The organism is Pseudomonas sp. p1(2021b) (assembly GCF_020151015.1).
Lineage (GTDB): Bacteria > Pseudomonadota > Gammaproteobacteria > Pseudomonadales > Pseudomonadaceae > Aquipseudomonas > Aquipseudomonas putida_K.
The window spans coordinates 54,013-66,182 of record NZ_CP083746.1 but is presented as its reverse complement, the minus strand read 5'-3'; the positions used below and the strand labels follow the sequence as shown (position 1 = coordinate 66,182).

Sequence of the window (12,170 nt, the reverse complement as noted above, 5' to 3'; positions counted from 1 at the left end):
TCCTAGCCGATGTTGGACAGCTTGAGCAGGTGCCGCAGGTCGTCGAGCACATGCTTGCCGTTGACCTTGGCGTCGTAGCGCAGCACCAGATTGCCGTGGGGGTCGACGATCCACAGCTGCGGGCCCGGCTCACTGACGCTCTGGCCGTAGCGCTGGGTATCCAGCGAATAGCGCTGCAACTGCGGGTACTCACGGCCGAGCAAGGCTTGGTAGTCGGCTGCCAACGGTTGCGCCGTGGCCAGTGCATGGCTGGCACGGGCGGCATCCCGGCCCAGGCCGATCTGGATTTGCCGCGCCAGGTACACCAGCTGCTGGCAATCCGCAGCACAGGCCGACGGCGCACTGACCAGCAGTTGCCAGCGCGTCTCCTGGGCGTCGATACCGATATCACTGCGGCCCTGGCCGTTGCCGATCATCTGGCCGTGATAGCTGCGGCCATCCGGCACCCAGAACTTGAGCTTGTACATACTGGTGGCGAGAATCATCGGCCCCAGCACCACCAGCAGGATCAGCATCAGTTGCAAACGCCCGCGCGCACGGGGTTTGCCGCGTTCAGGCATGTCCAGTGGACTCGTTGCGGCGCCCATGGTCGTTCTCCTTTTTCTTGTCATGCCAGCCGAAATAGAGGAAGAGCAGCACCAGTGCCGTGGCCAGGGCAAACCACTGCACGGCGTAGCCCAAGTGCTTTTCCGGGCCCATGGCGACCACCGGCCAGTCCAGTCGATAGCTGGCGGGGCCTGGCTCCAGACGCAGTTCATGGGCGAAACCTTCACGCCCCAGTTGTTGCCACAGCCGGGCCGGGTCGATGGCCGTCAACAGGTGCGGCCATTGGCCGCCCACCGGGTCGGGGTGCAGCTGGAAGGTGGCGCCGGGAGCGACATAAACCGTGGCTTCGAGGGCCAGGGTCTGGGTGGGTGTGTCGAATTGCACAGGCTCGCGGCGGTCCGGCCAGGGCAACCAGCCGCGATTGACCAGCAGCCACAGCCCGGACGCCTGGTCATGGAAGGGTTGCAGCAGCTCGACGCCAGCCCGGCCATCGCGCATGCGGTTGTCCAGCAGCAGGCTGTGCTCGCTGTCGAAGCGTCCGTACAGGTGCACGCGGCGGTAGGCTGGGTCAGGCACCTGCGCCAGCTGACCGCTGGCCAGTGGCGCTTCGACACGGCGCTCGGCATGGATGGCCAGCAGGGCCCGCTTTTCGTCGGCACGCCCCAGTTGCCAGCAGCCGAGCGCGATCAACCCTGGCAGTAGCGCGAGCACCACCAGGGTCGGTACCACGCCTGGGCGAAACGGCCTCACCACAGCCTCGCCAGGCCGATCGCTATACTGATGTTCATCACTGCATCCCCCCGGAGTTTCGCCATGCTCAAGGCCGCGATTGTCCTGATGCTGTTGGCCACCATCGCCAGCCTGTTCAGCGGCCTGGTGTTCCTGGTCAAGGACGACGACCAGTCGACCCGCTTGCTCAAAGCCCTCACCGTGCGTGTCACCCTGGCTACCTTGACCATCGCCCTGGTGGCCTGGGGCCTGATCAGCGGCCAGTTGGTCTCCCACGCCCCCTTCTAATCCCCACATCGCCATCCCTGGAGCGGCCTCGTGCCGCGAAAGGGCTGCGTAGCAGCCCCAGCCAGTCGTGCATTCGAGCTCAAACCCCAGGGCCGCTTCGCGCCCCTTTCGCGGCACAAGGCCGCTCCTACAGAGGGCCGTGTCGTCTTCACATAGGCCGCGCTGCGACCCCGAAATGTCGGGGTCAGAGCACATACACAAAGATGAACAACCCCACCCACACCACATCCACGAAGTGCCAATACCAGCTGGCCGCCTCGAAGCCGAAGTGCTTGTCAGGGTCGAAATGCCCCCGTAAAACCCGCACGAACATCACGATCAATATCAAGGTACCCAGGGTCACGTGGGCACCGTGGAACCCCGTGAGCATAAAAAAGGTCGCCCCGTAGATCCCCGACCCCAGGGTCAACCCGAGCTTGGTATACGCCTCGTGATACTCGTAGGCCTGCAGTGCCAGGAACGACAGGCCCAGGACGATGGTCAGCCCAAGCCACAGCTTCAGCGGCCCACGATGGTTCTTGCGCAGGGCATGGTGGGCGATGGTCACGGTCACGCTGGAGCTGACCAGCAGGATGGTATTGATCAGCGGCAGGTGCCACGGGTCGATGATTTCCTTCGGTGGCGGGAACAGTTTCGGGTCCGGCGTGTGCAGCAGCGGCCAGGCGAACTCGAACGTCGGCCAGAGCATATGGGCGATGCCCTTGTGCCCCTCGCCACCCAGCCAGGGTCCGGCCAGCACCCGTACGTAGAACAGCGCGCCGAAGAACGCCAGGAAGAACATCACCTCGGAGAAGATGAACCAGCTCATGCCCCAGCGGAACGAGCGGTCCATCTGTGCGCTGTACAGCCCGGCACGGCTCTCCTTGACCACCGCACCGAACCAGCCGAACAGCATGTAGGCCAGGAACAGCGCACCGATGAAGAAGATCAGCGGCCCATGGGACTCGGGGTGGCCGGCCTTGAGGTCGTTGAACCAGGTACCCAGGCCGAACACCGTGATGAACATGCCGATCGTCGCGATGATCGGCCACTTGCTCTGCGCCGGGACGTAGTAGTGCTCGTGACTTGCCATTGCTGTTCTCCTTCCCTTAACGGGCGCCCTGGTCGTCCTGGGCCGCGACATGGGCGACCGGCGGGTGGCGAGCGGTGATGTCGAACAAGGTGTAGGCCAGTGTCAGGTGCTTCACACTGGCCGGCAGGTCGCGGTCGACGATGAACCGCACCGGCATCTCGATGCGTTCGCCAGGCTGCAGCACCTGCTGGGTGAAGCAGAAGCATTCGGTCTTGTGGAAGTACGCCGCGGCCTCGGCCGGGGTGATGCTGGGGATCGCCTGGGCGCTCATGGGCTTGTCGGTCGGGTTGCGGGCGATGAAAACCATCTGGTTGACCGCTCCCGGGTTGACTTCCAACTGGTCGGCGGTGGAATGGAACTCCCAGACCATGTCGCTGGCATTGGTCGACATGAACTGCACCCGCACCGTGCGCGTCAGGTCGCTGACCTGGCTGCCCTCGTACTGCCCGCCGGTCTTGCCGTTGATGCCGAACGCCTTGCACATCACGTCGTAGATCGGCACCAGGGCGAAGCCGAAGGCGAACATCACCACCGTCAGCATCAACAGGCGCGTGACCAGGCGCTTGAGCGAGAGGCCGTTCATAGCCCGGGCCCTACTTCACTTCCGGCGGGGTCTGGAAGGTGTGGTAGGGCGCCGGCGAAGGCACCGACCATTCCAGCCCGTCGGCGCCATCCCAGGGCTTGGCCGGTGCCGGCGCGCCACCGCGGATGCACTTGATGACGATGAACAGGAAGAAGATCTGCGTGGCGCCGAACATGAAGGCACCGATCGAGGACACCATGTTGAAGTCGGCGAACTGCAGGTTGTAGTCCGGAATGCGCCTCGGCATGCCGGCCAGCCCCACGAAGTGCATGGGGAAGAAGGCCAGGTTCATGCCGATGAACGACAGCCAGAAATGCAGCTTGGCCAGGGTTTCGTCGTACATGTGCCCGGTCCATTTCGGCAACCAGTAGTAGGCCGAGGCGAAGATGCCGAAGATCGCCCCCGGCACCAGCACGTAGTGGAAGTGGGCGACCACGAAATAGGTGTCGTGGTATTGGAAGTCCGCCGGGGCGATGGCCAGCATCAGGCCGGAGAACCCACCGATGGTGAACAGGATGACGAAGGCGATGGCGAACAGCATCGGCGCCTCGAAGGTCAGCGAGCCCTGCCACATGGTGCTGACCCAGTTGAACACCTTCACCCCTGTAGGTACGGCGATCAGCATGGTGGCGTACATGAAGAACAGCTCGCCCACCACCGGAATGCCGACCACGAACATGTGGTGAGCCCAGACGATGAACGACAGGAAGGCAATGGCGCCGGTGGCATAGACCATCGAGGTGTAGCCGAACAGCGGCTTGCGCGAGAACGCCGGAATGATCGAGCTGACCGCACCGAACGCCGGCAGGATCATGATGTACACCTCGGGGTGACCGAAGAACCAGAACACATGCTGGAACAACACCGGGTCACCGCCCCCGGCCGCGCTGAAGAAGCTGGTGCCGAAATGGATGTCCATCAACATCATGGTCACCACGCCGGCCAGCACCGGCATCACCGCGATCAACAGGAACGCGGTGATCAGCCAGGTCCAGACGAACAGCGGCATCTTCATCAAGGTCATGCCAGGTGCGCGCAGGTTGAGTACAGTGGCGATCACGTTGATGGCGCCCATGATCGAGCTGATGCCCATCAGGTGGATGGCGAATATGAAGAAGGTCACGCTGGCCGGAGCATAGGTGGTCGACAGCGGGGCGTAGAAGGTCCAGCCGAAGTTCGGCCCGCCGCCGGGGCTGAACAGGGTCGAGACCAGCAGCAGGAAGGCCGCCGGCAGCAACCAGAAGCTGAAGTTGTTCATCCGTGGCAGGGCCATGTCCGGCGCGCCGATCATCAGCGGGATCATCCAGTTGGCGAGGCCGACGAAGGCCGGCATCACGGCACCGAACACCATGATCAGGCCGTGCATGGTGGTCATCTGGTTGAAGAACGCTGGTTCCACGATCTGCAGCCCGGGCTGGAACAGCTCGGCACGGATCACCATGGCGAAGGAGCCGCCAAGCAGGAACATGGTGAAGGCGAACCACAGGTACATCGTGCCGATGTCCTTATGGTTGGTGGTCAGCACCCAGCGCATCAAGCCCTTGGCCGGGCCGTGGGCATGGTCGTGGCCTTGGGCGTGGTCGTCGATCACTGCACTCATGTCCTGTCTCCTGCAATCCGGTGGCTGGCGTGGGAACACCCTTCGGCCCGGTTCATTGGCCTTCTGCCTGCTTGAGCGCCAGCACGTCCTTCGGCGTGACCATGTCACCCTTGTTGTTGCCCCAGGCGTTGCGCTCGTAGGTCACCACGGCGGCGATGTCGACTTCCGACAGCTGCTTGCCGAATGCGGCCATGGCAGTGCCGGGCCGGCCATGGAACACCACGCTCAGGTGGTCTTCCTTGGGCCCGGTGGCGATCTTCGAGCCCTTGAGCGCCGGGAACATCGGTGGCAGGCCCTGGCCTTCGGCCTGGTGACAGGACACGCAGGTGGTGTGGTAGACCTTGTCGCCTCGTTCGACCAGCTCTTCAAGGGTCCACTCCTTGCTGGTCAGCTCCTTGAGCTTGGCCGCCTCGGCCTTGCGCTCGCCGAGCCAGGTGTCGTAGTCGGCCTTGGACTTGACCTCGACCACCACCGGCATGAAACCGTGGTCCTTGCCGCACAGCTCGGTGCACTGGCCGCGGTAGATGCCGGGCTTCTCGATACGCGTCCAGGCCTCGTTGACGAAGCCGGGGATAGCGTCACGCTTGACCGCGAAAGCCGGCACCCACCAGGAGTGGATGACATCGGCGGCGGTCACCAGGAAACGCACCTTGGCGCCGACCGGCAGTACCAGCGGCTGGTCGACTTCGAGCAGGTAGTGCTCGTCCTTGGGGGCCTTGTTATGGATCTGTTCGGTGGGCGTGGCCAGGTTGCTGAAGAACTCCACGTCCTGGCCCAGGTACTTGTAGTGCCACTTCCACTGGTAGCCGGTAACCTGGATATCGATGTCCGACTCGCTGGCATCGTAGATGTCGATGAGGGTCTTGGTGGCCGGAATGGCCATGGCCACGAGAATCAGGAAGGGAACCACGGTCCAGAGGATTTCCACCCAGGTGTGCTCGTGGAAATGCGCAGGCTCCTGGCCCGTGGAGCGGCGGTGGATGACCATCGACCAGAACATCGCACCGAACACGACGATGCCGATGACCACGCAGATCCAGAAGATGGTCATGTGCAGGTCGAACACGGCGTTGGAAACGTCCGTCGCCCCCGGTGCCATGTTCACGGTCCAGGCGGCATGGGCCTGGCCAAACACCAACCACAACAGGAGGCCCATCCAGACATGTGGATGTCGCATCATTGCGGGTTCCCCTTATCGTTCTTGTTGTCCCGGAGGCGTGGACGACCTTACGGCTAAGGAGGGGTGGGTGGCCAAGACTGCCTGACTTCGACGACCGAGCCCCTGCAAACGGCAGTCGGGCCTCATCAACGAATCACGTTCACCGGGAGTATAGACAGCGACCAACGGCACGCAACGACCGCCATGAAATCAACTTCATCGATTCACGCAATCGTTTGAAAGCCTTATGGTTACTGGGGCGGAGCAAAATGATGGCACATTGATATAACCACACTGGCAAACGTGCCTCAGGGTTATAACAAATGCGTCTTAGGCATTCTCACAACCGAGCTAATTTAGTGTCTTCCGTTTGTAACGCCTTGTCCCTGGAGTTGTCATGAACATCGCTGCTGTCCGCGAGCAGATCACCCACGCCCATCAACACGAGGGCCAGACCGGCCAACTGAAACAGCGTCTGGAACAACAACTGCCGCATCTGCATCCTTCGATCCATCTGCCCGAGCAGGATGCCCAGGGTACCTTGGCGCGTTTCGTCAGCGCCTACATCGACCAGGTTCCGGAGCTGCTGGAGGCCGCCCATGACGTGGCCCGCGAAGCTGGCATCGAGTCACAGATCAAGCCCGTGCTGAAAATCGCCGAAACCTATTTCCTGCAACCGCCCAGCGTCATGCAAGGCCATGTCGGCCTGGATTGCCTGCTGGACGAAGCCTACCTGGCCCATCGCCTGGTCGAAGAAGTCAACGACCTGTACATCCGCCACTTCCAGCAGCCGCTGATCCCGGTGGATACGACCGTGGCCAACCTGATCGCCCATCAGCTGATCGGCGAAACCTTCGCCAACCAGCTCGATGAAGTGGTGCACCACTCGGTGGACCAAATGCTTGACGACGAAAGCTTCGCCGTCGAGTCGGTGGAAGCCTACCGGGAGAAACTCTGCAGCCCCGAGACCGGCGCCGCCTGGAAGCGCTGGCCATGCCTATCCCGTCAACTGGGCGTGGAGCTCGGCCAACTGGCTTGAAATGACATGTACGGGTCACGGACCGGGCGTGGCCTGTAGCCCTTAAATCCTCGGCCCAGGGACGGGGCCGTCAAGACCAGACTGATGGCACTTTCATGCCACTGAGAAGTGATGGCAAAATGGCACCATTCAATTGCCTGAGACATGGATGCTCACGTTATCGCCCTTGGTCCTGCGCCAATTGCTCTTTGGCCTTGCAGTCGTCCTCATCGCCCTCCTCGATCCCTTCGGCCTGGCCAGCGCCACGGATGATGCGTCTTCCCGTTGGTTGAACCGGCTGTTGGCCAGTTGGTACGCAGAAAAAGGCCAGCAACAGGTGGTCGTCATTCTAATCGACGACGCTTACCTGCAGCGCAACCAGACCTATTGGCCATTGCCTTACAGCGAGCAGAGCAAACTGTTCAAACGCCTGCTCGCCTACAAGCCTGGCGCAGTGTTTATCGACCTGCTGTATAGCCATGATCATTCCCGGGAAACCCCCGGTCAGGCTCCACGGATGGAAAGCCAATTGCTGGCCAACGTCTTGGAGCGTTACCGGCATCAAGGCATTCCTCTTTTCCTGGCCAATACCGGTTTTTCCGCAGACACCCAAGGTGCGGTCAACGCCTTGCCACGGTTTGCCGAGGTCAGCGAACCCGCCTTGGTGAGCTGGAGCGGCCATGGCAACCAATATCCCTTAGCTGTGCCCACCGCGGTCGGCGTTCTGGAGACACCGGCCCTGCAGCTTTACCGCGAATATTGCCACCACCATGCCTGCGCACCGTTGCCGGCCGATGCTATTGCTGCGGCACGCTTGCCCGACATGGCCGTGCAGTGGGGGCTGAAGCAGTCGCCGTCGCAGGCAAAGGTTTCGGATATCAGCGAATGCTCCTTCCCTGGCCTGGCCGACCAGTTGTTACACGCGGTGTTCTGGAAGCTTGGCAGCCAGGCTCAGGCGAACTGCGCCTATAGCCTGACATTGTCTGCCAGCGATCTTGAAGCGACGGACGCCGACGACCAAGCGCTGCTCAAGCAACTACTGACCGGCAAGTTGGTGCTGGTAGGTGCCCGTATCGCCGGAACCGGTGACGTCACGCTCTCACCGCTGCACGGCAAGATAGCCGGCGTGTATGTCCATGCGATGGCCTTGGACAACCTGATCAATTGGGGCATGGGCTATTACCGATCGACGCAGAGCCTGGCCGAGCTGGGTGTGCCCGGCACCGGCTCGGTGGACGTGCTGGATGTAGGCGAGTTGTTGTTGCTGGCGCTCATCGCCAGCCTCAAGGGGCGCCTGGAAAGCCCGGTGTTGACCACCTCGCAAACCGGAAGCCGACGCCGCCTGTTGCTGCAACCGCTCGCAGCCTGGGGCGTGGTGCTCGCGCTTGTGCTTGGCCTGAGTGCGGCGCTCTGGCGATGGAATTTCACACCCGCCAATGTGCTCGGTCTGCTGCTGCTTTCCCTTACGTTGTTCAAAACCAGGGTCCAGACCCTGTTGGAGGACAAGGCGTGAGCAAACCTGAATTGGCTACTCAAGGAGACCAGAGATGAACAAGATTTCCCTTTTCCTGATATCAGCGCTGTTCAGCCAGAGCCTTCTGGCATCCCCGATCGTGGATGCATTCCTTGCCGACCCGGTTACCGTCCTGGATGACCAGGGTAGGTCGCAGCGCGAGGTGGCACGCAACGGCCTGCCGAAAACACTGCCGGTGCTGCAGTACAACAAGGAACTGGACTTGGTACAGGTCGAACTGGCGGGACAGAAGGTCTGGCTGGACACCATGGATGTACGCGTGTCCCCGCCGCTGAATGTGGTCAAGCTACCGTGCCAGAAACTGTCCAGCAGCCAAGCGGACGATCACCAGAACAACTCCACCATCGGTTTCGGCTCGGGGTGCAGCAAGTGAGCGGAGCACTCGCCAAGGGCGCCAAGCGTGTCCTGCTATTGGCTGCAGCAGCCTTGCTCGGCGGTTGCCAGACATTCAATGGTGCCAGCGATGCGGTATTGAACCTTGTGGGCCCATCCACCCAGTCACGTCTGCAGGGCCGCTACTTCGAACAGGCCGAGGTACGACAGTATTACCGCCTGGACCCACAACACGCCAACCAGCTGCGCCTGAGTTTCGATGGCCGCACGATCCGGGCCGACGAGGTCAACCAACAGAACCAGGTACGCATTCCCAAACTCGAGGCTTACCTGCAGGGCATTGTCACGCGCCTTGCCAAAGGCTGGCCAGGGGAGGCACCGGCCCTTCGGGTACGTATCGTCGACAGCTATACCTTCGGGCCTTCGGCTGACCCCTACGGCAATATCTTCGTGCCACTGGGCATGCTCGATAATGTCGAAAGCGAAGACGAGATCGCGGCTATGTTGGGCCACGAAATGAGCCACGTGTTGTTGCGTCATCATGACCGCCTGGCGGCCTTCCAACAACAAAAGGAGCTGATGACCAACATCGCCACCACTGTGGTGATCGCGGCCGTTGCCAGGAATACGGGCGTAGACCGCAGCAGTGGCGCACTCAAGCTGATCAGCAAGGATCCGCTGGGCACCCAGAAGACCATCGGCAATACCGTGCTCTACACCGCCCTGGCCAACAGCTTCTCGGACAATGTCTGGAGCACCGCCTGGGGGCGAGCTCAGGAAGACCAGGCCGACTTGCTCGGCTCCGACCTGATGGTTCGCGCCGGCTATGCACCCCGCGCTTCGAGCGTGAGCCTGCAACGCCTGAACGACTTCCAGGGCAAACAGAAGCCATTGCTGACCGGTTTCCTGAAAGAGCGCCAGAACGCCATGCAGGACTCGCTCAAGCAGTTAGACCTCAATCGCTTCAGCCAAGAGTTGCAAACCCTGCTCAACCAAGGGCTCGGCACTACCATCGCCGCTACCGGCCAATACCTCACTCGCTCGCACATGTCCCCGCTGCAGCGCGATGAGGAGCTACGTCACTATTTAAGACGCGAATACCGTCAAAAAGCACGAGTACGAGTAGATCGACGCAGTTGGCCGCAGGTTCGCGACGAGCCATCGGTACGCCTGGCACTGCAAGGCTACAAGGACGCCTATGCGGCAACCACGGCACTCGAGCAGAACAAGCAGCAGGAGGCGAGTGTCTTCGTGGCCAGGGCACTGGCATCGCCCGTCGGCAACCAGCCAGGCATCCGCCGGGCGGCGTTCACCCTGCACTTGGCACAAGGCAACGGCCGTGCAGCGTTCGCTGACCTTGAATCGATCCAGGACTGGTCGCTTGCCGGCCCCTCGATCTATGACCTGATGATCGGCTACCACCTCAAGCGTGGCGACCCGCAGGCAGCACTGACGATGATCGACAAGGCCGAGCGCAACCTGGGGTCGGAAGAGCTGTTCATCACCGAGAAGCTGCTGGCTAACCGGCAGCTCAAGGCCGACGACAGGGTGAAGCAGATCATGCAAAAGTGTCAGCAATACCCCAGCCGCAAGGAAAGCTGCCGCAAGTTAGTACCGCAGCCCGCTTGAACGCTTATCTGGCACCGATCCTTCCGATCATAGCGCCACACTGCTCGTTCACACCGACACGGCCGAGCGCAGGCGCCCTTCGACCCTGCGCTTGAGCCCGCGCTGCTCGATCAACAGCCGCGACCCCTTGGCCGCATTGCTGCGCCCCCAGTCCTCGAGCAGTTCCAGGCAGGAGTGGTCGATGTAACTGAGGTTGTTCAACGGCACGTGCAGTGTGGTCCCTTGCGGCACGCTCTCCAGCACCTGGGTCAACGCCGGCACCTTGAGGAAGGTCGCGGCGCCACTGAGCCGCAGTTCCATGTGCCCTGGCTCTTGCAGGGTGGCCAGGTTGATCTTCAGCCGCGCCGCCTTGAGCGCCAGTTTCAGCAAGGTCAGAGCGAACCCGAGCAGCACGCCGGTCAGCAGGTCGGTGAGGATGATCGCCAGCGCCGTGGCGGCATAGGTGAACATCGGCATGCGGCCGTACCGGCCCAACCCGCGGAACGCCTTGAAATCCACCAGCTTGACGCCGGTATACACCAGCACGCCGGCCAGGCTGGCCACGGGAATCTGCTGCAGCACGCTGCTGAGCGCCACCACGAACGCCAGCAGCCACACGCCATGGAAAATCGCCGACCAACGCGTCTGGGCGCCGGCCTGGACGTTGGCCGAGCTGCGCACGATCACACCGGTCATCGGTAACGCACCCAGCACACCGCAGAGCATGTTGCCCAGCCCCTGGGCCGACAGTTCACGGTCAAAGTCCGAGCGCTGGCCACTGTGCATGCGGTCCACCGCAGCGGCCGAGAGCAAGGTTTCGGCGCTGGCGATGAAGGCCAGGGCGAAGGCGGCGACCAGCAGGGCGGGGTCGGCCAGCTTGAGCAGGTCGTCCGGGCGCAGCCAGTCGATGGCTTCGGACAGGTCTGCCGGTACCTGTACACGGTTCACCGGCAGGGCCAGCCACAGGCTGACGGCGGTCATCGCCGCCACACCCAGCAAGGCACCGGGAATGAAGCGCAAGCGCTGCGGGCGCCAGCGCTCCCAGGCCCACATCAAGGCGATGGTCCCAAGGCCCAGGGCGCCGGCCTGCCAGCCATTGCCCGCACTTTCCAATGGCAGGGCGGCAGCCACCGTCGCCGGGAAGCCCAGCAGGTTCTGCACCCCAGACGGCTGGGGCGCGCTGTCGAACATCACATGCACCTGGGACAACACGATCAGCACGCCGATTCCGGCGAGCATCCCGTACACCACGGCAGGGGCAGTGACGCGGAACCAACAGCCCAGGCGCAGGCGCCCGGCCAATAGCTGCAACAGGCCAGCGAGCAAGAGGATCGGGCCCAACATGGCCATGCCATGCTGGCGCACCAGCTCGAACACCAGCACCGCCAGGCCCGCGGCAGGGCCGCTGACCTGCAAGGGCGAGCCAGCGAGGAAGCCGACCACGAGGCCACCGATGATACCCGTGATCAGCCCCTTGGCCGGTGGCATGCCCGAAGCGATCGCAATGCCCATGCACAAGGGCAGGGCCACCAAAAAGACCACTACCGATGCCAACAACTCACGCGGCAGGGCCGCTTTGATCTGTGTCTTGTTCACCATGAAGCTCCTTTCTCGATACGCGGCCAGTCCGCCAGCCGCAGGCACAGGGAACCCCGACACACGCGCAGGCGCGGGCCGCCGGCGAACCAGCAAGGCAGTCA

12 protein-coding genes are annotated in these 12,170 nt (G+C 62.6%); 5 read left to right on the top strand and 7 right to left on the bottom strand.

The window, feature by feature from the left end; translation table 11 throughout:
* Positions 1-2: 2 nt before the first annotated feature.
* Positions 3-587, bottom strand: a complete 585-nt coding sequence (locus tag K8374_RS00320) for a hypothetical protein (RefSeq protein WP_224457526.1) — start codon at positions 585-587, stop codon at positions 3-5.
* Positions 553-1,296 carry an SURF1 family protein gene (locus tag K8374_RS00315; RefSeq protein WP_224457525.1) on the bottom strand — a complete coding sequence of 248 codons (744 nt, stop codon included), beginning with the start codon at positions 1,294-1,296 and terminating at the stop codon, positions 553-555. Before K8374_RS00315 ends, K8374_RS00320 begins: the two co-directional genes overlap by 35 nt.
* Before the next feature lie 63 nt (positions 1,297-1,359).
* Here K8374_RS00315 and K8374_RS00310 point away from each other — a divergent pair, with 63 nt between their 5' ends.
* The gene (locus K8374_RS00310) at positions 1,360-1,563 is read left to right on the top strand and encodes a twin transmembrane helix small protein (RefSeq protein WP_084855197.1); all 204 of its coding nucleotides are present in this window, start codon (positions 1,360-1,362) and stop codon (positions 1,561-1,563) included.
* A gap of 184 nt (positions 1,564-1,747) precedes the next feature.
* Here the strand turns inward: K8374_RS00310 and K8374_RS00305 are convergent, their stop codons facing one another.
* Genes K8374_RS00305 through coxB form a run of 4 tightly spaced genes read right to left on the bottom strand, consistent with a single transcriptional unit; the run spans position 1,748 to position 5,998 of the window.
* Positions 1,748-2,635: a cytochrome c oxidase subunit 3 gene (locus tag K8374_RS00305; RefSeq protein WP_224457524.1), complete on the bottom strand. Its 888-nt coding sequence runs from the start codon at positions 2,633-2,635 to the stop codon at positions 1,748-1,750.
* A gap of 16 nt (positions 2,636-2,651) precedes the next feature.
* Entirely contained in the window at positions 2,652-3,218 is a 567-nt protein-coding gene (locus K8374_RS00300) for a cytochrome c oxidase assembly protein (RefSeq protein WP_224457523.1), read from the bottom strand.
* 10 nt (positions 3,219-3,228) lie between these two features.
* Entirely contained in the window at positions 3,229-4,818 is a 1,590-nt protein-coding gene (gene ctaD, locus K8374_RS00295) for a cytochrome c oxidase subunit I (protein WP_224457522.1), read from the bottom strand.
* 52 nt (positions 4,819-4,870) lie between these two features.
* Positions 4,871-5,998 carry a cytochrome c oxidase subunit II gene (gene coxB, locus K8374_RS00290; RefSeq protein WP_224457521.1) on the bottom strand — a complete coding sequence of 376 codons (1,128 nt, stop codon included), beginning with the start codon at positions 5,996-5,998 and terminating at the stop codon, positions 4,871-4,873.
* 376 nt (positions 5,999-6,374) lie between these two features.
* On the opposite strand from coxB, the gene K8374_RS00285 reads away from it, so the two are divergent.
* From K8374_RS00285 to K8374_RS00270, 4 genes are all read left to right on the top strand, one after another.
* The gene (locus tag K8374_RS00285; protein ID WP_224457520.1) at positions 6,375-7,016 is read left to right on the top strand and encodes a hypothetical protein; all 642 of its coding nucleotides are present in this window, start codon (positions 6,375-6,377) and stop codon (positions 7,014-7,016) included.
* Between the two features lie 148 nt (positions 7,017-7,164).
* A complete protein-coding gene (locus K8374_RS00280; protein WP_224457519.1) occupies positions 7,165-8,508 on the top strand; it encodes a CHASE2 domain-containing protein in 1,344 nt (447 codons plus the stop codon).
* 34 nt (positions 8,509-8,542) lie between these two features.
* Positions 8,543-8,902, top strand: a complete 360-nt coding sequence (locus K8374_RS00275) for a hypothetical protein (RefSeq protein WP_224457518.1) — start codon at positions 8,543-8,545, stop codon at positions 8,900-8,902.
* Complete coding sequence (locus K8374_RS00270) at positions 8,899-10,491, top strand: M48 family metallopeptidase (protein ID WP_224457517.1); 1,593 nt, start codon at positions 8,899-8,901, stop codon at positions 10,489-10,491. The genes K8374_RS00275 and K8374_RS00270 overlap by 4 nt, the downstream gene beginning before the upstream one ends.
* A gap of 48 nt (positions 10,492-10,539) precedes the next feature.
* On the opposite strand, the gene K8374_RS00265 is transcribed toward K8374_RS00270, so the two are convergent.
* On the bottom strand, positions 10,540-12,069 hold the full coding sequence (locus K8374_RS00265; protein WP_224457516.1) for a SulP family inorganic anion transporter: 1,530 nt from the start codon (positions 12,067-12,069) through the stop codon (positions 10,540-10,542).
* Positions 12,070-12,170: the final 101 nt, after the last annotated feature.